20 protein-coding genes and 1 riboswitch are annotated in these 21,532 nt (G+C 68.2%); of the genes, 7 read left to right on the forward strand and 13 right to left on the reverse strand.

What is annotated here, in order from left to right:
* The first annotated feature begins 4 nt into the window (after positions 1 to 4).
* From nusA to infB, 3 genes are read left to right on the forward strand one after another with little or no spacing between them, the layout of a single operon-like run.
* The gene (gene nusA / locus ABNX41_RS02030; RefSeq protein ID WP_438668048.1) at positions 5 to 1,621 is read left to right on the forward strand and encodes a transcription termination factor NusA; all 1,617 of its coding nucleotides are present in this window, start codon (positions 5 to 7) and stop codon (positions 1,619 to 1,621) included.
* A 24-nt stretch (positions 1,622 to 1,645) separates the two neighbouring features.
* Complete coding sequence (locus tag ABNX41_RS02035) at positions 1,646 to 2,284, forward strand: RNA-binding protein (protein WP_438668049.1); 639 nt, start codon at positions 1,646 to 1,648, stop codon at positions 2,282 to 2,284.
* Positions 2,285 to 2,289: 5 nt separating this feature from the next.
* Positions 2,290 to 4,884 carry a translation initiation factor IF-2 gene (infB, locus tag ABNX41_RS02040; RefSeq protein WP_438668050.1) on the forward strand — a complete coding sequence of 865 codons (2,595 nt, stop codon included), beginning with the start codon at positions 2,290 to 2,292 and terminating at the stop codon, positions 4,882 to 4,884.
* Between the two features lie 145 nt (positions 4,885 to 5,029).
* Here infB and ABNX41_RS02045 read toward each other — a convergent pair whose 3' ends face one another.
* The 4 genes from ABNX41_RS02045 to ABNX41_RS02060 form a co-directional block, all read right to left on the reverse strand.
* Positions 5,030 to 5,170, reverse strand: coding sequence for a hypothetical protein (locus ABNX41_RS02045; RefSeq protein WP_438668051.1), 141 nt, complete (start codon positions 5,168 to 5,170; stop codon positions 5,030 to 5,032).
* A gap of 103 nt (positions 5,171 to 5,273) precedes the next feature.
* Positions 5,274 to 5,672: a (deoxy)nucleoside triphosphate pyrophosphohydrolase gene (locus ABNX41_RS02050; protein ID WP_438668052.1), complete on the reverse strand. Its 399-nt coding sequence runs from the start codon at positions 5,670 to 5,672 to the stop codon at positions 5,274 to 5,276.
* A 94-nt stretch (positions 5,673 to 5,766) separates the two neighbouring features.
* Positions 5,767 to 7,164 (reverse strand): bifunctional glutamate N-acetyltransferase/amino-acid acetyltransferase ArgJ, encoded by a 1,398-nt coding sequence (gene argJ, locus ABNX41_RS02055; protein ID WP_438668053.1) that lies wholly within the window; start codon positions 7,162 to 7,164, stop codon positions 5,767 to 5,769.
* 9 nt (positions 7,165 to 7,173) lie between these two features.
* Positions 7,174 to 8,037, reverse strand: a complete 864-nt coding sequence (locus ABNX41_RS02060) for a peptidylprolyl isomerase (RefSeq protein ID WP_438668054.1) — start codon at positions 8,035 to 8,037, stop codon at positions 7,174 to 7,176.
* A 188-nt stretch (positions 8,038 to 8,225) separates the two neighbouring features.
* Between ABNX41_RS02060 and secA the strand changes: the two genes are divergently transcribed.
* From secA to ABNX41_RS02080, 4 genes are all read left to right on the forward strand, one after another.
* Positions 8,226 to 10,946 (forward strand): preprotein translocase subunit SecA, encoded by a 2,721-nt coding sequence (secA, locus tag ABNX41_RS02065; RefSeq protein ID WP_438668055.1) that lies wholly within the window; start codon positions 8,226 to 8,228, stop codon positions 10,944 to 10,946.
* Between the two features lie 148 nt (positions 10,947 to 11,094).
* Positions 11,095 to 12,186 carry a hypothetical protein gene (locus tag ABNX41_RS02070; protein WP_438668056.1) on the forward strand — a complete coding sequence of 364 codons (1,092 nt, stop codon included), beginning with the start codon at positions 11,095 to 11,097 and terminating at the stop codon, positions 12,184 to 12,186.
* A gap of 81 nt (positions 12,187 to 12,267) precedes the next feature.
* Entirely contained in the window at positions 12,268 to 13,812 is a 1,545-nt protein-coding gene (locus ABNX41_RS02075) for an OmpA family protein (protein ID WP_438668057.1), read from the forward strand.
* 131 nt (positions 13,813 to 13,943) lie between these two features.
* Positions 13,944 to 14,441, forward strand: a complete 498-nt coding sequence (locus ABNX41_RS02080) for a L,D-transpeptidase family protein (protein ID WP_438668058.1) — start codon at positions 13,944 to 13,946, stop codon at positions 14,439 to 14,441.
* A 15-nt stretch (positions 14,442 to 14,456) separates the two neighbouring features.
* On the opposite strand, the gene ABNX41_RS02085 is transcribed toward ABNX41_RS02080, so the two are convergent.
* From ABNX41_RS02085 to thiD, 9 genes are read right to left on the reverse strand one after another with little or no spacing between them, the layout of a single operon-like run.
* Complete coding sequence (locus ABNX41_RS02085) at positions 14,457 to 15,206, reverse strand: ABC transporter permease (protein WP_438668059.1); 750 nt, start codon at positions 15,204 to 15,206, stop codon at positions 14,457 to 14,459.
* Positions 15,203 to 15,910, reverse strand: a complete 708-nt coding sequence (locus tag ABNX41_RS02090; protein ID WP_438668060.1) for an ABC transporter ATP-binding protein — start codon at positions 15,908 to 15,910, stop codon at positions 15,203 to 15,205. Before ABNX41_RS02090 ends, ABNX41_RS02085 begins: the two co-directional genes overlap by 4 nt.
* A 2-nt stretch (positions 15,911 to 15,912) precedes the next feature.
* A complete protein-coding gene (locus tag ABNX41_RS02095; protein ID WP_438668061.1) occupies positions 15,913 to 16,863 on the reverse strand; it encodes an ABC transporter substrate-binding protein in 951 nt (316 codons plus the stop codon).
* Complete coding sequence (locus tag ABNX41_RS02100; protein WP_438668062.1) at positions 16,860 to 17,867, reverse strand: ThiF family adenylyltransferase; 1,008 nt, start codon at positions 17,865 to 17,867, stop codon at positions 16,860 to 16,862. The genes ABNX41_RS02095 and ABNX41_RS02100 overlap by 4 nt, the downstream gene beginning before the upstream one ends.
* Complete coding sequence (locus tag ABNX41_RS02105; protein ID WP_438668063.1) at positions 17,846 to 18,442, reverse strand: thiamine phosphate synthase; 597 nt, start codon at positions 18,440 to 18,442, stop codon at positions 17,846 to 17,848. The genes ABNX41_RS02100 and ABNX41_RS02105 overlap by 22 nt, the downstream gene beginning before the upstream one ends.
* Positions 18,439 to 19,227 (reverse strand): thiazole synthase, encoded by a 789-nt coding sequence (locus ABNX41_RS02110; RefSeq protein WP_438668064.1) that lies wholly within the window; start codon positions 19,225 to 19,227, stop codon positions 18,439 to 18,441. Before ABNX41_RS02110 ends, ABNX41_RS02105 begins: the two co-directional genes overlap by 4 nt.
* 3 nt (positions 19,228 to 19,230) lie before the next feature.
* Positions 19,231 to 19,425: a sulfur carrier protein ThiS gene (gene thiS / locus ABNX41_RS02115; RefSeq protein WP_438668065.1), complete on the reverse strand. Its 195-nt coding sequence runs from the start codon at positions 19,423 to 19,425 to the stop codon at positions 19,231 to 19,233.
* Entirely contained in the window at positions 19,425 to 20,402 is a 978-nt protein-coding gene (locus tag ABNX41_RS02120) for an FAD-dependent oxidoreductase (RefSeq protein ID WP_438668066.1), read from the reverse strand. The genes thiS and ABNX41_RS02120 overlap by 1 nt, the downstream gene beginning before the upstream one ends.
* Positions 20,399 to 21,214 (reverse strand): bifunctional hydroxymethylpyrimidine kinase/phosphomethylpyrimidine kinase, encoded by an 816-nt coding sequence (gene thiD / locus ABNX41_RS02125; RefSeq protein WP_438668067.1) that lies wholly within the window; start codon positions 21,212 to 21,214, stop codon positions 20,399 to 20,401. Before thiD ends, ABNX41_RS02120 begins: the two co-directional genes overlap by 4 nt.
* Before the next feature lie 80 nt (positions 21,215 to 21,294).
* A riboswitch (TPP riboswitch) is annotated at positions 21,295 to 21,399 on the reverse strand.
* Positions 21,400 to 21,532: the final 133 nt, after the last annotated feature.

Consider the following 21,532-nt stretch of genomic DNA (forward strand, 5'->3'; position numbering starts at 1 on the left):
ACCCATGGCGATTACTTCGGCCAACCAGCTTGAGCTTCTCCAGACCGCCGAGGCGGTCGCGCGCGAGAAGATGATCGACCCGGATCTGGTGATCCAGGCGATGGAGGACAGTCTCGCCCGGGCGGCCAAAAGCCGCTACGGCGCCGATATGGACATCCGCGTCAAGATCGACCGCAAGACCGGCCGCGCCAGCTTTACCCGCGTGCGCACCGTGGTCGAGGACGACCTGGTCGAGAATTACCACGCCCAACTGACCGTCAAGCAGGCCAAGCAATACCTTGCCGATCCGGCAGTGGGCGACGAGATCGTCGACGATGTGCCCCCGGTCGATCTGGGCCGGATCGCCGCGCAATCGGCCAAGCAGGTGATCTTGCAGAAGGTCCGCGAGGCCGAGCGCGACCGCCAGTTCGACGAATTCAAGGACCGCAAGGGCTCGATCATCAACGGCGTGGTCAAGCGCGAGGAATACGGCAACGTCATCGTCGACATCGGCCGGGGCGAGGGCATCCTGCGCCGCAACGAGAAGATCGGCCGCGAGCCCTACCGCATCGGCGACCGCATCCGCTGCTATATAAAGGACGTCCGCCGCGAGGTCCGCGGCCCGCAGGTCTTCCTGTCCAGGACCGATCCGCAATTCATGGCCGAGCTTTTCAAGATGGAAGTGCCGGAAATCTACGATGGCATCATCGAGATCAAGGCCGTGGCCCGCGATCCCGGCTCGCGTGCCAAGATCGCCGTCATTTCCTATGACAATTCGATCGACCCGGTCGGCGCCTGCGTCGGCATGCGCGGCTCGCGCGTGCAGGCGGTGGTGAACGAGCTTCAGGGCGAGAAGATCGACATCATCCCGTGGAACCAGGACCAGGCCACCTTCCTTGTGAACGCGCTGCAGCCGGCGCAGGTCTCGAAGGTCGTGGTGGATGAGGATGCGGGCAAGATCGAGGTCGTGGTGCCCGACGAGCAGCTCTCGCTCGCCATCGGTCGCCGTGGCCAGAACGTGCGTCTGGCCAGCCAGCTTACCGCGCTGGACATCGACATCCTGACCGAGGCCGAGGAATCCGCCCGCCGTCAGGCCGAATTCGCCGAGCGCACCAAGCTGTTCATGGATACGCTCGACGTCGACGAGATGATGGCGCAGCTTCTTGTGGCCGAGGGCTTCACCAATCTGGAGGAAGTGGCCTACGTCGATCAGGACGAGCTTCTCTCCATCGACGGTTTCGACGAAGGCACGGCGGACGAGCTTCAGGCCCGCGCCCGCGACTATCTGGAGGAACAGGCGAAAAAGGCGCTTGAGGCCGCCCGTGCCATGGGTGTGGAGGAAAGCCTCATTGAATTCGAGGGGCTGACGCCCCAGATGCTTGAGGCGCTTGGCGCCGACGGCATCAAGACGCTGGAAGATTTCGCCACCTGCGCCGATTGGGAGCTGGCCGGCGGATGGACCACCGAAAACGGTCAGCGCAAGAAGGACGAGGGCCTGCTTGAGAAGTTCGATCTGGGCCTTGAAGAGGCGCAGACCCTGATCATGACCGCGCGGGTCATGCTGGGCTGGGTCGATCCGACCGAGATGGCCGCGAATGAGACCGAAGGCGACGAAGCCGAAACCGAGGAGGCCGAGGCCTGATCCCAGGCCTCGGAGCATTCCGCGATGACGCGCGGCGGCCGGGAAAAACTGAATGACGCGCCCGAGCGGAGATGCATCGTCTCGGGGGATCGCGGGCCGAAATCGGGGCTGGTGCGCTTTGTCGTCGGCCCCGATGGCCGGGTGGTGCCGGATATACTGGGCCGCCTGCCGGGGCGTGGGATCCATGTCTCGGCGGACCGGGCGCTGATCGGGCGGGCGGCCTCCAAGGGTCTGTTCTCGCGCGCGGCGCGGATGCCGGTGCAGGCGCCCGAGGGTCTTGCCGATCTGGTCGAGGATCTTCTGGCGCGGCGGGTGGTCGAGCTTCTGGCCATGGCGCGCAAGGCGGGCGAGGCGGTGACCGGCTATGAAAAGGTCAGGGACTGGCTGGTTTCGGGCCGCGCGGCGGTGCTGGTCCAGGCCGAGGACGGATCGGAACGCGGCAAGGCCAAGCTGCGCCCTCCGGATGGCGAAGACAGCCTGATTTCCTGCCTGGACGCGGGGGAAATCGGTTTGGCATTTGGCCGGGAACGTGCGATACACGCCGCGCTTGGCGCTGGTGGACTCACGGCCCGTGTTGTAGAGGAAGCGGCAAGGCTTGCCGGGCTTCGCAGGCGCGAAGCGGGCAAGCAGGTCGGCGGCACGGACCGCCGGGAAGGACTGTAGGACGGATGAGCGATACTGACGGCAAGAAACCCCTCGGGCTTGGGGGCGGCAACCGCCCGGGTCAGGTGAAGCAAAGCTTCTCCCATGGCCGCACCCATGCGGTGGTCGTCGAGACCAAGCGCAAGCGCGTGGTCGTGCCTGCGCAGGCCAAGCCTGGCGCACCGGCGGGTGGTGCGGGCAATGCCCATCTGGGCGATCCGTCCAAGCGGCCCGCAGGCATTTCGGATGCCGAGATGCAGCGCAGGCTGGACGCCCTGCGTCAGGCCAAGGCGCGCGAGCAGGAGGAAGCCGCCCGCCGCGCCGCCGAGGAAAAAGAGCGCGAGCTGGAACGCCAGCGCCGCCGCGAAGAGATCGAGGCCAAGGAGCGCGAGGATCGCCAGCGCGAGGCCGCCCTGCGTGCCCGTGCCGAAGAGGAAGAGCGCCAGAAGCGCGAGGCCGAGGCCGAAGCGGCCGCCAAGGCCGCCGCGCGCAAGGCCGAGATCCTTGGCACCCAGCGTCGCCAGCCGGCCGAGCCCGCCGCCGCGGCGCCCGCCGATGCGGCCGCCGTTCCCGGGGATCGCGGCGCGGGCCAAAGCCGCCCGCGTCCCGGCACCGCTCCCGGCGCGACCGATGCCAAGCCCGGCCTTGCCCCGCGCAAGACCGACCGCGAGCGTGAGAACCGCGAGACCGACCGCGGCGCCGCGCGCCGTGGCGACGAAGGTCGCCGCGCGGGCAAGCTGACCCTTTCCGCCGCCACCGGCGAAGAGGGCGGGCGCCAGCGCAGCCTTGCCGCGATGAAGCGCAAGCAGGAAAAGGCGCGCCAGAAGGCCATGGGCTTCGGCCAGAAGGCCGAAAAGCAGGTGCGCGACGTGCAACTGCCCGAAACCATCGTGATCAGCGAACTGGCGAACCGGATGGCCGAACGCGCCGCCGATGTGGTCAAGTCGCTGATGAAGATGGGCATGATGGTCACGATGAACCAGACCATCGACGCCGATACCGCCGAGCTGGTGATCGAGGAATTCGGCCACAAGGCGGTGCGCGTCACCGATGCCGATGTGGAGCAGGCCATCGACACGGTCGAGGACCGGGCCGAGGATCTGGTGGGCCGCCCGCCGGTCGTCACGATCATGGGCCATGTCGACCACGGCAAGACCTCGCTTCTCGACCGGATCCGCAAGGCCAATGTCGTCGCGGGCGAGGCTGGGGGCATCACCCAGCATATCGGCGCCTATCAGGTGCGGGCGCCGAACGGGCAGTTGATCAGCTTCCTCGACACGCCCGGCCACGCCGCCTTCACCTCGATGCGGGCGCGCGGCGCGCAGGTCACCGACATCGTCGTCCTGGTGGTTGCCGCCGACGACGCGGTGATGCCGCAGACGGTCGAGGCGATCAGCCATGCCAAGGCGGCGGGCGTCCCGATGATCGTCGCGATCAACAAGATCGACAAGCCTGCGGCCAATCCGCAGAAGGTCCGCACCGACCTGCTTCAGCACGAGGTCGTGGTCGAGGCGATGTCGGGCGAGGTGCAGGACATCGAGGTCTCGGCCCAGACCGGCCAGGGCATCGACGAGCTTCTGGAGGCCATTGCCATCCAGGCCGAGGTTCTGGAACTGACCGCCAATCCCGGCCGCGCCGCGCGCGGTGCGGTGATCGAGGCCAAGCTCGACGTGGGCCGCGGCCCGGTCGCGACGGTTCTGGTGCAGAACGGCACGCTGAAGAAGGGCGACATCTTCGTCGTGGGCGAGAAATGGGGCAAGGTCCGCGCGCTGGTCAACGACCGGGGCGAGACCGTGACCGAAGCCGGACCCTCGGTCCCGGTCGAGGTTCTGGGCCTGAACGGCACGCCCGAGGCGGGCGACGTGCTCGACGTGGTTTCCTCGGAGGCGCAGGCGCGCGAGATCGCGGATTACCGCGAACAGGCCGCCAAGGACAAGCGCGCCGCCGCCGGGGCCGCGACCACGCTGGAACAGCTCATGGCCAAGGCCAAGGCCGACCAGGATGTGGCGGAACTGCCGGTTCTGGTGAAGGCCGACGTTCAGGGTTCGGCCGAGGCGATCATCCAGGCGCTGGAGAAGGTGGGCAACGACGAGGTCCGGGTGCGGGTCCTGCATTCCGGCGTCGGCGCCATCACCGATTCCGATGTTGGCCTGGCCGAGGCTTCGGGCGCGCCGATCATCGGCTTCAACGTCCGCGCCAATGCGACCGCGCGCGGCGCGGCGCAGCAAAAGGGCGTGGAGCTGCGTTACTACTCGATCATCTACGATCTGCTCGACGACATCAAGAAGGCGGCCTCGGGTCTGCTGAAGGCCGAAGTGCGCGAGAACTTCATCGGCTATGCCAAAATCCTTGAAGTCTTCCGCATCACCGGGATCGGCAATGTCGCTGGCTGCCTTGTCACCGAGGGCGTGGCACGGCGTTCGGCGGGCGTGCGTCTGCTACGCGACAACGTGGTGATCCACGAAGGCACGCTCAAGACGCTCAAGCGCTTCAAGGACGAGGTCAAGGAAGTGCAGTCCGGCCAGGAATGCGGCATGGCCTTCGAGCGTTACGAGGATGTGCGCGCCAATGACGTGATCGAGATCTTCGAGCGCGAGGAGGTCCAGCGCACGCTGGACTGAGTCGCTTTCGGGTCGACGGATGAACGAAAGGGCCGCAGCATCCGCTGCGGCCCTTTTCATTTCCGTCCCGACCGGGTTTCCTCCGGGCCCTCCCCCGCTTTCGGAAGAAACGGGCCTTCCCGGAGAAATGCGGCCCCGAAGGCCTTCAGTTCGAACGGGTCGAGGCCACGGGATGGCCGACGAAGGTCTTGTCGTCGACCTTGACCATCATCTTGCCGTCGCTCGCCATGCCGACAAGGATACCCTGCACCGAGATACAACTGCCGATCGAAATCGTTCTGAGCATGTGATTCGTCCCCCCGGATCCGCCAATTCGCCCAAGATAGCATTGTGGTAATTTTTTGAAACAGTATTAATTGTGCAAATAAGGTGAATTATGCACGAATAATCTACAACCAATCCCGCAGGATCGGGATCAGCGGCAAATCCGCTGGCGGCATCGGATAGTCGCGCAAGCGGTCGGGCGCGACCCAGGCCAGCGCCTGGCCCTCCATCGAGGCGGGGATGCCTTCCCAGCGGCGGCAGGCGAAAAGCGGCATCAGCAGGTGGAAATCCTCATAGCCGTGGCTGGCGAAGGTCAGCGGCGCCAGGCAGCTTGCCCAGGTGTCGATGCCAAGCTCTTCGCGCAATTCGCGGATCAGGCAGGTTTCGGGCGACTCGCCCGGCTCCACCTTACCGCCGGGGAATTCCCACAATCCGGCCAGAGACTTGCCCTCCGGGCGTTGGGCAAGCAGCACGCGGCCGTCGGCGTCGATCAGGGCCACGGCGGCGACAAGCAGAAGTTTCATGGCAGAAGTTTCATGGCGGGGGTTCCGGCGCTGGCAGGGACGGGGGCGGGGGCCGGGCGAATTTCACGCCCCGGCCTCGCGTGGCAAGGAAAGATCAGGAGCGGTAATCGGCGTTGATCTCGATATAGCGGTCGGTCAGGTCGCAGGTCCAGACCGTGCGCTTCGCCCGGCCAAGGCCCAGATCGACCGAGATCGTCAGTTCCTGCCCCTTCATATAGGCGGCGGCGTCCTCCTCGCGGTAGGAGGGCGACTTCCAGCCCTTTTCGGCGACGAGGATCTCGCCGAAGCGGATGGTCAGGCGGTCGCGCTCGGCCTCGGCGCCGGATTTGCCGACGGCCATGACGATGCGGCCCCAGTTGGGATCCTCTCCGGCCACGGCGGTCTTGACCAGCGGCGAATTGGCGATGGCGAAGGCCACTTTGGCGGCGTCTTCGTCGCTGGCGGCGCCGGTGACGCGGATCTCGACCAGCTTCGTCGCGCCCTCGCCGTCGCGCACCACCTGTAGCGCAAGGTCGTGCATGACGCGGGCCAGCGCGGACTCGAAGGCCTTGGCGACGGGGCCCGTCGCGCGCAGGGGCGCGGCGGGGGAAAGCCCGGTTGCGGCCACCAGCAGCGTGTCCGAGGTCGAGGTGTCGCTGTCCACGGTGATCGAGTTGAAGGTCGCGCCCAGGTTCCGGCCGACCATCTTCTGAAGGTTCGCCGGGCCGATCCTGGCGTCGGTGAAGATATAGACCAGCATCGTCGCCATATCCGGCGCGATCATGCCCGAGCCCTTGGCGATCCCGGCGATATGGATCGGGCCGCCCTCGCCCTCGATCACGGCGCTGGCGCCCTTGGGGAAAGTGTCGGTGGTCATGATCGCCTGGGCGGCGGTCTCGATGCCGGTTTCCGACAGTTCGGCGGCCAGCGCCGGAACGACGGCGGTGATCTTCTCATGCGGCAGCGGTTCGCCGATCACGCCGGTCGAGGAGGAGAACACCCGGCTTGCGGGCAGGCCGAGCGCCGAGGCCACCGCCCCGGTCACTGCCGCCACCGCCTTGTCGCCGACCTTGCCGGTGAAGGCGTTGGAATTGCCGGAGTTCACCACGATGGCGGCACCGGCACCCGCGGGCACCTTGGTGGCCAGCTTCGCCTCGCAGTCGCGCACGCAGCCCGAGCGGGTGGTCGAGCGGGTGAAGGCCCCGGCGATGGCGGTGCCCGGCGCAAGCCGCACCAGCATCACATCCTTGCGGCCCTGGTATTTGATCCCGGCGCCGATGGCGGCGAATTCCGCCCCCTTGATCAGCGGCAGGACGGGAAATTCGGCGGGCGCCAGCGGCGAGACCTGCTTGGAGGCCTTGCGGGTCACCGCGACGACCTCTTCAACCGCCTCGGCCACGCGGTCTTGCAGCTTTTCGGCCACCGGGCCGAGTGTCTCGCCCAGCGAGGCCTTCAGCGCCTTGAGCTTCTTCTTCAGGGCTTTCGCCTCGGTCTTCCAATCGGTCTTTGCCATGATGCTTTCTCAGTCGATGAGAGCGGTGTTCTTCATCAGCGCGGGATCCAGATCCGCGCCGGGGCGGGTGATCTCGGCCTCGGCCGACAGCCGCTCGATCTCGGCGGCGATCAGGCGGCGCTCGACCTCGGAGGCGACTTCGGCGCGGGCCTCGTCCAGGGTCGGGCGGCGGATCTCGCGCTGTTCATGGACCAGGATCACATGCCAGCCGTATTCGGATTGCACCGGATCGGTGACCACGCCCTTTTCGGCGGCGATCACCGCATCCTGAAATGGCTTGACCATGCGGGCGGGGTCGAAAAAGCCCATCTCGCCCCCGGCGGCGGCCGAGCCGGGATCGAGCGAGGCCCCCCGCGCCACCTCGCCGAAATCGGCGCCTTCGTCGATGGATTGCTTGATCTCGATCGCCTCGGCCTCGGTTTCGACAAGGATATGGGCGGCGCTGTATTCGGTGACCGGGGGCACGCCTGCCATCAATTCCTCATAGGTGGCCTCGATGGCCGCCTCGTTCACGCCTTCGGCGATGATCGCCTCCATGGCGACGCCGGAAAGGTAATCCATCCGGGTGATGGCCAGGTTGGCCTCGTCGCGCGGCGAAAGCGTCTCGCGGGTCTGGGCCAGCACCTGCTGCTGGATCAACTGCTCGACGATGGCGTTGAAAAGCATGTCGTCTTCCAGCAGGAGAAGCTCGCTCGGCAGGCTCTCGCGCAGCGCGATGACCTGGGCCAGCGTGATCTCGGTCCCGTTGACGGTGGCGATGACGGTGGCGCCCGTCGCGCCACCATCCTGCGCCAGCGCGGCGGGCGCGAAGGCGGGCGCCGCCAGGGCGAGAACCGCCGCGAATGCAGCGCCGCGGCGCATCGGTTTCGACATTTGGCCCACTCCTGATCTGCGGCGCGGGGTTGCGCCACGTTGACTATGCGCCGTCAAGCCCTTACATCGCGACAGTCGCGTGGGACGGGGCTGTTCGGGTCCTTCTTCAGGCTTTTCTATGGAAGGCGGTGGGGGCGGGCAAGTCACAGCCTCACACGATATCGCAAGAAGCGCCGCACGGAGATATCATGCTGGGTCTTGGAACGCTTGCTAAGAAGGTCTTCGGCAATGCCAATGACCGAAAGGTCAAGGCGGTCCGACCGCTGGTCGCCAAGATCAATGCGCTGGAGCCGGAATTCGCCGCGCTCTCCGACGAGGGGCTGGTCGAGAAGACCCGCGAATTCCAGAAGCGCGTGCAGGAGGGCGGCGAAAAGCTGGACGCCATCCTGCCCGAGGCCTTCGCCAATTGCCGCGAGGCCGCGAAGCGCGCGCTTGGCCTGCGGGCCTTCGACGTGCAGCTCAAGGGCGGGATCTTCCTGCACCAGGGCAATATCGCCGAGATGCGGACGGGCGAGGGCAAGACCCTTGTCGCGGCCTTTCCGGCCTATCTGAACGCGCTGACCGGCAAGGGCGTGCATGTCGTCACGGTGAACGACTACCTTGCCAAGCGCGACGCCGACACCATCGGCAAGGTGCACAAGAAGCTGGGGCTGACGACGGGCGTCGTCTATCCCTACCAGCCCGATGCCGAGAAGCGCGCGGCCTATCTGGCCGACGTGACCTATGCCACCAACAACGAACTGGGCTTCGACTACCTTCGCGACAACATGAAGGGCTCGGTCGAGGAGATGATGCAGCGCGGGCACAACTTCGCCATCGTCGACGAGGTGGATTCGATCCTGATCGACGAGGCGCGGACGCCCCTGATCATCTCGGGCCCGTCGCAGGACCGCTCGGATCTCTACATCCAGATCGACAAGCTGATCCCGCTCCTGGCCGAGGACGGCTATGTGATCGACGAAAAGCAGCGCAGCGTCACCTTCACCGAGGAAGGCAACGACCAGATCGAGGCGCTTTTGCAAGAGCACGGCATCCTGCCCGAGGGCCAGAGCCTCTACGATCCCGAAAGCACCACCATCGTCCATCACGTCAACCAGGGCCTGCGCGCGCACAAGCTGTTCCACCGCGACCAGAATTACATCGTGCGCGACGACGAGGTCGTGCTGATCGACGAATTCACCGGCCGGATGATGAAGGGCCGCCGCCTGTCGGACGGTCTGCACCAGGCCATCGAGGCCAAGGAGGGCGTCAAGATCCAGCCCGAGAACGTGACGCTGGCCAGCGTGACCTTCCAGAACTACTTCCGGCTTTACGACAAGCTGGCGGGCATGACCGGCACCGCCGCCACCGAGGCCGAGGAATTCATGACGATCTACGGCCTGGGCGTGGTCGAGATTCCGACGAACCGCCCCGTGGCGCGCAAGGACGAACACGATCAGGTCTACCGCACCGCGCGCGAGAAATTCGAAGGCATCGTGGCCGAGATCCGCGAGGCCCATGCCAAGGGCCAGCCGATCCTTGTCGGCACCACCTCGATCGAGAAATCCGAAATGCTCTCGGACCTGCTCAAGCGCGAGGGCATCGCCCATAACGTGCTGAACGCCCGCCAGCATGAGCAAGAGGCCAAGATCGTCGCCGATGCGGGCCGTCTGGGCGCCGTCACCATCGCCACCAACATGGCGGGCCGGGGCACCGACATCCAGCTTGGCGGCAATGTCGAGATGAAGGTGATCGAGGAGCTCGACGCCAATCCCGATGCCGATCCGGTGGCGCTGCGCGCGCGGATCGAGGCCGAACATGCCGAGGAAAAGGCCAGGGTGCTTGAGGCCGGGGGCCTGTTCGTCCTGGCGACCGAGCGTCACGAAAGCCGCCGCATCGACAACCAGCTTCGCGGCCGCTCGGGTCGGCAGGGCGATCCGGGGCGCTCGTCGTTCTTCCTCAGCCTGGAAGACGACCTGATGCGGATCTTCGGGTCCGAACGGCTCGACAAGGTGCTGACCACGCTGGGACTGAAAGAGGGCGAGGCCATCGTCCACCCCTGGGTGAACAAGTCGCTGGAAAAGGCCCAGGCCAAGGTCGAGGGCCGCAACTTCGACATCCGCAAGCAGTTGCTGAAGTTCGACGACGTGATGAACGACCAGCGCAAGGTGATCTTCAGCCAGCGGCTTGAGATCTTGCAGGCCGAACATGTCTCGGAAGTGGCCGAGGACATGCGCCATCAGGTCATCGACGAAATGGTCGACGAATTCATGCCGCCGAAGACCTATCCCGACGCCTGGGATCTGGAGGGGCTGAAAGAGGCCGGGCGCGAGCGGCTGTCGATGGACATGCCGGTCGCCGACTGGGCCGCCGAAGAGGGCGTGGACCAGGCCGCCATGGCCGAGCGGATCATCCAGAATGCCGACCGGATGATGGCCGAAAAGGCCGAGGCCTTCGGACCCGATACCCTGAAGCAGATCGAAAAGCAGGTCCTGCTGCAGGCCATCGACGGCAAATGGCGCGAACATCTGCTGCGGCTGGAGCATCTGCGCTCGGTCGTGGGTTTCCGCTCCTACGCGCAGCGCGATCCCCTGAACGAATACAAGACCGAGGCCTTCCAGCTTTTCGAATCCATGCTCAACAGCCTGCGCCAGCAGGTGACGCAGCAATTGTCGCGCATCCGCCCGCTGTCGAAGGAAGAGCAGGAACAGATGATGGCGCAGATGCTGGCCGCCCAGCAGGCGGCGGCGGGGGCCCGCGTCACCGCCGAGGCCGAGCAGCGTCGGCCCGGGGATTCGCCCGGCGTGCAGGCCCGGCTTGAGGGCTTCGACGAGGCCGATCCCGCGACCTGGGGCAATCCGGGCCGGAACGATCCCTGCCCCTGCGGCTCGGGCGAGAAGTTCAAGCACTGCCACGGCCGCATCGTCTGACGCGGCTTGCGGCCTGAGATCCCGCCGATTGCGGCGGGATCGCGGCAGTGGTGCCGCGCGGGCTGTAAACATTCCCCGGAATCGCCATGCGATCGCCCGCTTTGCCGGGCAGAAAGCGCCAAAGGGCATTGGCTTTTGGGGTGGTGAAATGAACAGGAAGCGCAGCCTTCTGCGTGCCGGGGCGGTGATCGGGGTCGCGCTTGCGGCGGGTCATCTGGTCCAGACCCTCTATGGCGACCGCGACCAGATCGCCGAGGCGGTCGAAAAGCCGCAGAATATCGAAACGGTCGCCTCCGGGGCCGTTCCCGCCGCCGACCCGCTGCTGCCCGAGGGCGCGCTTCTTGCCGCCACCCCGGAGGCCCTGCCCGACGGCGTGGCCGAATCGCTTCCGATGGCGGAACAGGATCCCGAGCCGCTCGCTCTGGCGGATCTTTCCGGCACGGCTCTGCCCGAGGCGGACTTGACGGGCGGCCTTGCCGTGGTCGAGACGGCTCCGCCCGCGGCCGGGGTGCTTGAGCTTGCCGCGCTGACCGATGCCCCGGCTCTGCCCCCGGCCCCCGTGACGCCGCCGGTCGTGCCTGCCGCACAACAGGAATGCACGCCCCGGATGGCGCTGGTCGCACAGCCGCAGGCCATGCTGTCGGTCACCATCACCGCGCCCTGCAATATCGGCGAGCGGGTGGTGCTGCGCCATGCGGGCCTTGCCATTGCCGAAGAGATCGGCGCCGACGGGCGTGTCGTCATCGACCTTCCCGCGCTGGAGGCGACGGGCGAGGTCTCGGCGCTTCTGGCCGATGCCAGCGTCCTGCGCGATGCGGTCGGGATCCCGGGCGTGGAAACGCTTCGCCGCTTCGCCGTGCAATGGATGGCGGACGATGCCTTCCAGCTCCATGCCATGGAGGCCGGTGCGGATTACGGCCAGCCCGGCCATGTCTGGGCCGAAAACCCGGTCTCGGCCAATGGCGGCTATATCGTTTCGCTGGGCAGCCCCTCGTCGGCGTTGCCGATGATGGCGGCGGTCTATACCTGGCCCGCGGGCGTCACCGCCGAGCCGGTGGTCGAGGCGGCGGTGACCGATCTCACCTGCGGGCGCGAGCTTCTGGGCGAGACGCTTCTGTCGGAAAAGGGCGCCGTCACCCGGACCGACCTGACGCTGGCCATGCCCGATTGCGGTGCCGTGGGCGATATTCTGGTGTTGAATAATCTCGCCTCCGGGACGACACTCGCCGCCGCGAATTGAGGCGCGCCCCGGATCGTGGCGCCCCAGACGTGAGGCGCCACGAAAGCGGGTGCGGGAAGCGGACAGGGTTGGCGGGTAACAATGGTAACGGCCTTGCGCGCGGCGGTTCTCGCCGCGCTGCTCTTTGCACAAGCGGTCTGGGGATCGGCGGCCCGGGCGCAGGATGTCACCCTGATCTCGCGCGAGGGGAATATCGTGATCCCCGGCACGCTTCTGGGCTATGACGGTGAATTCTACCGTATCGACACCGCCTATGGCGCGCTGACCGTGGATGGTCATGGCGTGATCTGCGAGGGCCCGGCCTGCCCCGACCTGACCGTCCCCCGGGCCGAGATCCGGCTGACCGGGGCCGAGGACGCCGGGACGCGGCTGCTGCCCGGCCTGTTCCGCGCCTTTGCCGAGGGGCGGGGCCTGATCTACGAGGAAATCCCGCCCGAGGCGCCGCAGGTCTGGGCCGCCCGGGTGATGGAGCCCGAGGATCGCAAGATACTGGCCGAGCTTTCCTTCACCCCCGTCCCCCCGGACGAGGCCGGGGCGTTGCGCGCCTCGGGCGCGGCGGAACTTGAACTGTCCTTCCGCGACGGCCCTGGCGCGCGGGCGCTGGCGCTGGATGCGCTGGTGCCGGTGATGGCGCCCGGAAATCCCACGCCCCGGATCTCGACCGTGGATCTGGCGCGCGCGCTGGCGGGCGAGGCGCGGAACTGGGCCGATCTGGGCGGGCCGGACATGCCCCTGGTGCTGCATGCGCTGGATCCCGAAAGCGACATGGGCCGGGCGCTGGCGGCGCGGCTTGGCGCGCCGGTCCGCGCCGATGTGACCCATCCCGACATGGCCGCGCTGGCGCTTGCGGTGGCGCGCGACCCCTGGGCGCTGGCGATCACCGGCCGGGCCGAGGTCGCGCCCGCCGCCGAATTGCCCCTGGCCGACAGTTGTGGCTTTCCGCTGCTGCCGCGCCCGATCTCGGTCAAGGCCGAGGATTACCCCCTGGCGCTGCCGCTTTACCTGCTGGTGCCGCCGCGCCGCCTGCCGCTTCTGGCGCGCGAATTCCTGGAGTTCCTGGCCACCCCCGCCGCCGACCGGATCGTGGCCGGGGCGGGGTTCATCGACCGCTCGGTCGAGCGCGCGCCGATGACGCAGGACGGGCTGCGGCTTTTGAACGCGATCCGGGGCGCGGGCGAGGATGTCTCGCTTTTCGATCTCAAGCGGCTGGCGGCGGTGATGGACGGGGCGGACCGGCTGTCCCTGACCTTCCGCTTCGAGGATGGCAGCGCGGTGCTGGATGCCGGATCGCAGGAAAACCTGGCGCAGCTTGCGCGGCTGATCGCGGCGGGGCATTTCCCGGCCGAGGCGCTGATCCTTGCCGGTTTCTCGGACGGCACCGGCGATGCGGCGGCCAATCTGGCGCTGTCCGAGGGCCGGGCCGAGCGGGTGCGGCAGGATCTGGCCGCGCTCGCCCCCGATCTGCGCCCCGACCAGTTGCCCCGCGTCGAGGCGTTCGGCGAGGCGCTTCCCATGGCCTGCGACGAAACCGCCACCGGCCGCCGCCTGAACCGCCGGGTGGAATTGTGGGTGGTGCCCGATTTCAATCCCGTGCCCGTTTCCGAGGCGCCGGTCCTGCCGCGCTGAATGAGGTCCGCCGGGATAACGCATCCGTGAGGTGAGCGGCCAAAGCCCGTGCTGGCCTCAAGCGGGTATTTCCGCTATCGGATTGAAAAAAACGAACCGGCGAAAACGGGCGAAAACGAGCGGACATCACCATGCGGGCATTTCGAATCCTTCTTTTCCTGGCCCTGCTTTTCGGGCTGGCGGCTTGCGGGCCGAAATCCAAATTCAAGAAATATCATGGCCCCAAGGTCACCGAGATCCAGATCCACAAGGGCGATCGCAAGATGTATCTGATCGGCGACGGCCGGGTGCTGCGGCAATACGATGTCGCGCTCGGCTTCGCTCCGGTCGGCCACAAGGAATTCGAGGGCGACGGCAAGACGCCCGAGGGCACCTATTTCATGAATTACAAGAATCCGAATTCCGAATATCACCTGTCGCTGATGGTCAGCTATCCGAACAATGCCGACCGGGCCTATGCCAGCTCCAAGGGCAAGTCGCCCGGGGGCGACATCTTCATCCATGGCGCGCCGAACAAGAAGGTTTACCGGCGCGACTGGACGGCGGGCTGCATCGCGGTGACCGACAAGGAGATGGAAGAGATCTATTCCATGGTGAATGTCGGAACCCCGATCCACATTTTCCCCTGATCCCGGTTTCCGGGGTCAGCCCTGGTTCCAGCGCCGCAGCAGGCGGCTCAGCACCGACGACACGAGGGCATGGAAGCCAAGCGCGATCGCGGTGACCAGCGCGAGCGCGGCGAAGGTCAGGTCGATCCGCATCCGCCCGTTGGCATGGATCATCACCGCGCCAAGCCCCTCCGATCCGCCGACCCATTCGCCGATCACCGCGCCGATGGGCGCATAGACGGCGGCCAGCCGCAGCCCGCTGCCCAGCATCGGCAGCGCCATCGGGATGCGGATCCGCGCCATCTGCCGCCAGGCGGGCGCGCCCATGGTCCGCGCCAGGTCGAGGCAGGCGGGCGGCGTCCGCTCCAGCCCGTCGAGAAAGGCCGAGGCGACGGGAAAGAAGCAGATCAGCGCCGCGACCACGATCTTCGGCGCCATGCCATAGCCCAGCCACAGCGTCAGGATCGGCGCCAGCGCGAAGATCGGGATCACCTGCGACAGCAGAAGCGCCGGGCGCAGCGCGCGGGCAAGCCCCGGGAAAGCCGCCATGGCGATGGCAAGCGCGCTGCCCGCCACGGCGCCAAGGGTGAAACCGGCAAGGATCTCGGCCAGCGTGCGCAGGCCCGCGCGGAACAGCGGCAGGCGGTGGGTGACCAGCGCCTCGGCCACCGCGCGCGGCCCGGGCAGCAGGAAGGGCGGCAGGCCGGTAAGCCAGACGATCCCCTGCCAGAACAGAAGGAAACCGCCGAAAATCGCCAGTGCCGAAAGGATCCGCCTTGCGGTCATGGCCCGGCCCCCTCGACCAGAAGGGTCAGCAGCCGGGCCTGGCAGGCCAGCACCCCGGGGTCCGAGGGCGCGCGCGGCGCGGGCGTTCCGGGCGCGTCGATCCGGCTCAGCCCCTTGCCGGGGCCCTGCAGCAGCAGGATGCGGTCGGAAAGGCGGGCGGCCTCGGCCGGATCATGGGTCACCATCAGCACGGTGCGGCCCGTCAGCAGCGCGCAGGCCAGGTCCTGCATCGCCAGCCGCATCCCGGCATCCAGCGCCGAGAAGGGCTCGTCCAGCAGGACCAGCGCGCGATCCTCCATCAGCGTGCGCGCCAGCGCCACCCGCTGGCGCTGGCCGCCCGACAGCGCGGCCGGATATTTCGCGGCGTGATCGGCCAGCCCCGCCCGCGTCAGGATGGTGTCAAGCCGCCCGGGATCCGTCCTTTCGCCCCGCAGCCGGGCGCCAAGCGCCGCGTTCTGGCGCACGGTCAGCCAGGGCAGAAGGCACGGATCCTGCGCCATCAGCGCCACCGGCGCGGGGTTCAGGATCCGGCCGCTGAAGCTGCCGCCGATCGGCAGGCCCGCCAAAAGGCGCAGGAGCGTCGATTTCCCCACGCCCGAGGGCCCGAGAAGCGAGGTCCAGCCGCCTGGCGCCAGTTCCAGCCGCAAGGGCGGGAACAGCGCCTTGCCGCCCATCAGGACCTGTCCCTCAAGCCCCGGCGTCACGCTCAGCGTTCCGCGCCGGGGTCGAGCGCGAGCGACGAGACCGGCAGCACGCTCTCGATCATCCCGGATTCGAGCAGGAAGGCCTCGAACCGCGCATAGCGGCCATGGTCCAGCGCCGCCGGGCTGAGCGCGAAGCGCGGCAGCGTCTCGGCCCAGGCCCGGGTGTTCAATTCGTCCGACAGGTCGGGCGAGGTGGCGGCGAAGATCTCGAACGCCTCGTCGGGGTGGTTGAGCATGAATTCCGTCCCGCGCTCGATGGCGGCCAAGAAGCGGGCGATGCGGTCGGGGTCCAGCGTTTCGGCATGGGCGACGAAGATCAGTTCGTCATAGGACGGCATGCCTTCCTCTTCGGGGTAGAAACAGCGCCCGTTACCGCCCGCCAGCCGCATCTGGGTCAGTTCGAAATTGCGAAACGCCCCGATCACCGCATCGACCTGGCCGGTCAGCACTGCGGGCGTCAGCGACCAGTTGACGTTGATCATCTCGACATCCGCCGTGGTCAGCCCGGCCGGGCGCAGCATGGCGGCCATCATCGCCTCCTGGATGCCCGAGACGGAATAGCCCACCTTGCGCCCGCGCAGATCGGCGATGCTTTGCACCGGGCCGTCGGCATCGACCATCAGGCAGGTCAGCGGCGTGGCGACCAGGGTGCCGACGCGCAGAAGCGGCAGCCCCTCATGCACCTGGAGGTGCAATTGCGGCTGGTAGCTGACCGCCAGATCGGCGCGGCCCGCCGCGACCAGCTTCGGCGGCTCGGTCGGATCGGCGGGGGCGATCACCTCGACCTCAAGGCCCTGATCGGCAAAGAAGCCGCGCTCCTGCGCGAGGATGATCGGTGCGTGATCGGGGTTCACATACCAGTCGAGGATCAGGGTCAGCCTGTCGGGCTGCTCGGCCCGCAGGGGCGAACTCAGGGCCAGCAGGGTTGCCAGCGCGGCGAGGGTGGGTTTCATCGGGTCTCTCCTTGAGGGGTGTCGGTATCGGCCAGAAGCACGATTTCGCCCGGCCAGTGCGGGCGCAGCCGGTCCGCCGCGCGCCAGGCGCGCAGGCCCGACCGGCAGGCGAGGACGGCGCGCTGGCCCGGCGCGGGACGGGGGCCCGCGGGGCCGAAATCCTCGACCCGCAGCCTTTGGGCATGGGGGGCGGCGGGGCGGGGGGCCTCGGCCGTATCGCGCAGATCGACCAGGAAATCCCCGGCCCGCAGCGCGGATCTGGCGATGAAGCGATGCGGTGGCGCCTCGGGCTCTGGCGCATCGTCGAAGCGAAAGCCCGCGCTGCGGAACCCGGCCATGTCGTGACGAAGCAAAAGCCCCAGGGGCGAGGGCTGCTGCCCCGTCACCACCGCCAGCGCCATCTGCGCCTGAAGCGTGCCGAACATCCCCACCACCGGGCCCAGGACGCCCGCGCTGGCGCAGGTCGCCAGATCCCCGGGCAGGTCGGGAAACACCGCGCGCAGCGAGGGCGCGCCGCCGCAGAACCCGCCGACATGGCCCGAAAGCCCCAGGACCGAGGCCGAGATCAGCGGCTTTCGCGCCGCAAGGCACAGGTCCGACAGGGTATAGCTGGCGGCGAAACTGTCGGCGCAGTCCAGAACCAGATCCGCCGCCGCGATCAGCCCGGGCGCGTTTTCCGGCGTCAGCCAACCCACCACCGGATCGACCCGCACTTCGGGGTTCAGCGTGGTTGCGAAGGCCGCGGCGGCCAGCGCCTTGGGCTGGCCGATCGCGGCGCCATAGATCGGCTGGCGGTGCAGGTTGGTCTCCTCGACCCGGTCGGGATCGACCAGGGTGATGCGGCCAAGGCCCGCCCCGGCCAGATATTGCACCACCGGCACGCCCAGCCCCCCCGCGCCCACCACCAGCGCATGGGCGGCGCGGATCCGCGCCTGGCCCCCGGGCCCGATCTGCGGAAGGACGATCTGGCGGGCATAGCGGCTCATGCCGTCACCCGCAGCCATTCGCGCACTCGCGCCTCGGGGTCGGTGTTCAGGGTGATGTCGGTCACCATCGAAACCACATCCGCGCCTGCCGCGAAGGCCTCGGGCGCGCGGGCGGTGCTCAGCCCGCCGATGGCGACAAGCGGCGTGGCGCCGATCCGCGCCTTCCATTCGGTCAGCTTCCCGGCCCCCTGGCGGTGCCATTTCATCTTCTTGAGGATCGTCGGCCAGATCGGCCCGAGCGCGATGTAATCTGGCCCGAGCGCCATGGCCCGCGCCAACTCGCCTTCGTCATGGGTCGAAAGGCCGAGCCGCAGCCCCCCGGCCCGGATCGCCGCCAGATCGGCGGTGTCCAGATCCTCTTGCCCCAGGTGGATCCAGTCGCAGCCCTCTTCCAGCGCGATCCGCCAGTGGTCGTTCACGACAAGCGTGGCGCCATGGGCGGTGCAAAGCGCGCGGGCGCGGCGGATCTGGTCGCGGGTCTCGGCCCCGGGGCGGTCCTTCACGCGCAGTTGCACCAGTTTCACGCCCAGGGGCAGCATCCGCGCCAGCCAGTCGGAATGGTCGAAGATCGGGTAGAAGCGCGGCAGGTTCATGCGAGGAAAGCCTTTCCGATCACGGGGGTCGAGGGGGCGGCCATGTCGCGCGGCCCCATTGGATCGGCCAGGAAGGCGGCGCGGCCCGCCCGGACCGCCAGCGCCATGGCGCGCGCCATCCCTGCGGGATCGCCAGCCTTCGCGACGGCGGTGTTCAGCAAGACGGCGTCATAGCCCATCTCCATCGCCTGGGCGGCATGCGAGGGCAGGCCGATCCCGGCATCGACCACCAGCGGCAGATCGGGGAAATGCGCCCGCAAGGTGCGCAGGCCATAGGCGTTGTTCAGCCCCAGCCCCGATCCGATCGGCGCACCCCATGGCATAAGGACGCGGCATCCGGCCTCGATAAGCCTCGCGCAGATGGTCAGGTCCTCGGTGCAATAGGGAAAGACCTCGAACCCGTCCTCGCACAGGATCCGCGCCGCCTCGACCAGCGCCAGCACATCGGGTTGCAGCGTGTCGGCATGGCCGATCACCTCAAGCTTGATCCATCGGGTGTCGAACAGCTCTCGCGCCATATGGGCGGTGGTGACGGCCTCCTTGACGCTGTGGCAGCCGGCGGTATTGGGCAGGATGCGGGTGCCGAGCCCCTGCACCAGCCGCCAGAAATCCTGCCCGCCGCCCTGTTCGCGCCGAAGCGAGACGGTGGCGACTGCGGGGGTCGCGGCGCGGAAGGCCGCCGCCAGCACATCGGGCGAGGGATATTGCGCCGTGCCCAGCATCAGCGCGCTGTCCAGCGCGACGCCGTAGAAGACCGGCCCGTGAGATTCTTGTGGTTGCGGCATGGCTCAGCCCCCCTGCATCGGCGCGACGACCTCGATCCGGTCGCCCTGGGCGACAGGGGTCGCGGCGCGCCGCGCGGCGGGAACGAAGGCGCCGTTGCGGGCGGTGGCGACCTTGGCGCCGAAGCCCTGCTCGGCCAGAAGATCGGCCAGGGTGGCGGCATGGGTCCGGCAGGCTTCGCCGTTCAGCGTGATGTCCATCAGGTGACCTCGTCCATGAATTCGGGGATGGTGCCGCATTCCAGATGGTCGGCGGCCATGCGTGCGACGGCGGGCGACAGCAGAAAGCCGTGGCGGTAAAGCCCGTTGGCATGAAGCCGCCCGCCGCTTCGGCGCAGCCTTGGCAGGTTGTCGGCAAAGGCCGGGCGCAGGTCTGCGCCGGTTTCCAGCACCTCGGCCTCGCCGAAGGCGGGGTGCAGCGCATAGGCCGCCGACAGCAGTTCCAGCACCGACCGCGCGGTGATCGCGCCGCGCCGGTCGCTTTCGATCATCGTCGCGCCCAGCATGAAGATGCCATCGCCGCGCGGCACGACATAAAGCGGGATACGCGGATGCAGAAGCCGCACCGGTCGCGTCAAAGTGACCTCATCGCTGCGCAGGACCAGCATCTCGCCCCGCACGCCGCGCAGGTCGGGCAGGGTGTCGCGGGCGGAGAAGCCGCGCGCGTCGATGACAGTTTCGGGCATGGTTTGGGGTGGGGCGTCGTGGAAGGGGACGCCCTGCGCCTCAAGCCGCCGCCGCAATTCGGCCAGGGCCCTGCGCGGCGTCAGATGCGCCTCTTCGGCGTAGAAGAGGCATGAGGCGAACCGCCCGGCCAGATCCGGTTCCAGCGCCGCGATCCCCTCGGCGTCGAGCGCGCGGTGCCCCCGGCTGCGGCGCGCGAACCGGGCCAGTTCCGCCCGGTCGCGTGACAGGGCGAGGACAAGGGTGCCCCGGCGCGTCACCCCTCCGGCATGACGGTCCCACCAGTCGATGGCCTGCAGGCCAAGCCGCTCGACCGGCTCCTCGGCGGATTCGGCCTCGCAATGGGGCGCGAGCATGCCGCCCGCCCACCACGAACAGCCATGCGGCCCGGGCACTGGCCGGGGGTCGACCAGTTCGACCTGTTGGCCGCGCGCGGTCAGTTCGGTGGCAAGGGCCAGGCCCATCACGCCCGCGCCAAGAATGCGGATGGTCATGGCGCCACCCCGGGCAGGGCGTGGAAGTGATGCACGGGCCCGTGGCCGGATCCGACCTTCAGCCGGTCGGCGGCGGCGATGGCGCCTTGCAGATAGCGATGCGCCCGCGCGACCGCCTGCGGCACAGTGCCGCCCCGGGCCAGCCCGGCGGCGATGGCGGCCGAAAGGGTGCAGCCGGTGCCATGGGTGTTTTCGGTCGCGATGCGGGGGGCGGTCAGGACATGCCGCTCGGGCCCGACGAGAAGGTCGGTGCAGACCGGCCCGGCCGCATGCCCGCCCTTCATCAGCACCCAGGCCGGGCCGAGCGCGCCGAGCGCCCGCCCCTGCGCCTCTTGCTGCGGCAGATCCCGGGCGGCGGTCTGGCCCAGCAGTTCCGCCGCCTCCGGCAGATTGGGGGTCAGCACGGTCGCGAGCGGCAGGAGTTCGGATTTCAGCGCGGCGATCGCCTCGGCATCGAGCAGCCGGTCGCCCGATTTCGCCACCATCACCGGATCGAGCACCACCGGCAGCGCCCGGTCGCGCAGGATCGGGCGCAGGCTTTCAGCCACCGCCCGGATCACCCCGGGGTCGCCCAGCATGCCGATCTTGACCGCGCCCACGGCGAGATCGTCGAAAACCGCTTCGATCTGTGCGGTGATGATCCCGGGCGCCAGCACCTCGACCGCCGTCACGGCGCGGGTGTTCTGCGCGGTCACGGCGGTCAGGACGCTGGCGCCATAGCAGCCAAGCGCGGCGAAGGTCTTCAGATCGGCCTGGATCCCGGCGCCGCCGCCGCTGTCGGATCCCGCGATGGTCAATGCGATTGAAGTCACGCCGCCCCCATGAACGATCGACGGATCGGGGGCGCATTGCACGGAACGGGCGCGTTCGAAGACACGCGCGCGCGACCGGCCCTTGCAAGCTACCCGTTCCCTCCGCCGGTATGAACCGGATCAGGTTCGATGGGTTGGCTGACGCCTCTCAGCCCCGGTCGCCCGGGACACCCCAACGAGTAATCGGGGACGAGGCTAAAGCGAAAAGCATGGCGCGGCAAGGGGCTTCAAAACCCTTGGCCCGGGGGGGGGCTTGGGGGCTTGGCCGGGGGGCTTGCACACGTTGTCAGCAAACCTTTGCGGTTTTGTCTCGCCGCT

Source organism: Pseudogemmobacter sonorensis, from assembly GCF_042762395.1.
Lineage (GTDB): Bacteria > Pseudomonadota > Alphaproteobacteria > Rhodobacterales > Rhodobacteraceae > Pseudogemmobacter > Pseudogemmobacter sonorensis.

Excerpts from the sequence above, each read along its gene's own strand:
- nusA (WP_438668048.1), top strand. The coding sequence starts at position 5 with ATGGCGATTACTTCGGCCAACCAGCTTGAGCTTCTCCAGACCGCCGAG.
- ABNX41_RS02035 (WP_438668049.1), top strand. The coding sequence starts at position 1,646 with ATGACGCGCGGCGGCCGGGAAAAACTGAATGACGCGCCCGAGCGGAGA.
- infB (WP_438668050.1), top strand. The coding sequence starts at position 2,290 with ATGAGCGATACTGACGGCAAGAAACCCCTCGGGCTTGGGGGCGGCAAC.
- ABNX41_RS02045 (WP_438668051.1), bottom strand. The coding sequence starts at position 5,170 with ATGCTCAGAACGATTTCGATCGGCAGTTGTATCTCGGTGCAGGGTATC.
- ABNX41_RS02050 (WP_438668052.1), bottom strand. The coding sequence starts at position 5,672 with ATGAAACTTCTGCTTGTCGCCGCCGTGGCCCTGATCGACGCCGACGGC.
- argJ (WP_438668053.1), bottom strand. The coding sequence starts at position 7,164 with ATGGCAAAGACCGATTGGAAGACCGAGGCGAAAGCCCTGAAGAAGAAG.
- ABNX41_RS02060 (WP_438668054.1), bottom strand. The coding sequence starts at position 8,037 with ATGTCGAAACCGATGCGCCGCGGCGCTGCATTCGCGGCGGTTCTCGCC.
- secA (WP_438668055.1), top strand. The coding sequence starts at position 8,226 with ATGCTGGGTCTTGGAACGCTTGCTAAGAAGGTCTTCGGCAATGCCAAT.
- ABNX41_RS02070 (WP_438668056.1), top strand. The coding sequence starts at position 11,095 with ATGAACAGGAAGCGCAGCCTTCTGCGTGCCGGGGCGGTGATCGGGGTC.
- ABNX41_RS02075 (WP_438668057.1), top strand. The coding sequence starts at position 12,268 with ATGGTAACGGCCTTGCGCGCGGCGGTTCTCGCCGCGCTGCTCTTTGCA.
- ABNX41_RS02080 (WP_438668058.1), top strand. The coding sequence starts at position 13,944 with ATGCGGGCATTTCGAATCCTTCTTTTCCTGGCCCTGCTTTTCGGGCTG.
- ABNX41_RS02085 (WP_438668059.1), bottom strand. The coding sequence starts at position 15,206 with ATGACCGCAAGGCGGATCCTTTCGGCACTGGCGATTTTCGGCGGTTTC.
- ABNX41_RS02095 (WP_438668061.1), bottom strand. The coding sequence starts at position 16,863 with ATGAAACCCACCCTCGCCGCGCTGGCAACCCTGCTGGCCCTGAGTTCG.
- ABNX41_RS02100 (WP_438668062.1), bottom strand. The coding sequence starts at position 17,867 with ATGGCTGCGGGTGACGGCATGAGCCGCTATGCCCGCCAGATCGTCCTT.
- ABNX41_RS02105 (WP_438668063.1), bottom strand. The coding sequence starts at position 18,442 with ATGAACCTGCCGCGCTTCTACCCGATCTTCGACCATTCCGACTGGCTG.
- ABNX41_RS02110 (WP_438668064.1), bottom strand. The coding sequence starts at position 19,227 with ATGCCGCAACCACAAGAATCTCACGGGCCGGTCTTCTACGGCGTCGCG.
- thiS (WP_438668065.1), bottom strand. The coding sequence starts at position 19,425 with ATGGACATCACGCTGAACGGCGAAGCCTGCCGGACCCATGCCGCCACC.
- ABNX41_RS02120 (WP_438668066.1), bottom strand. The coding sequence starts at position 20,402 with ATGACCATCCGCATTCTTGGCGCGGGCGTGATGGGCCTGGCCCTTGCC.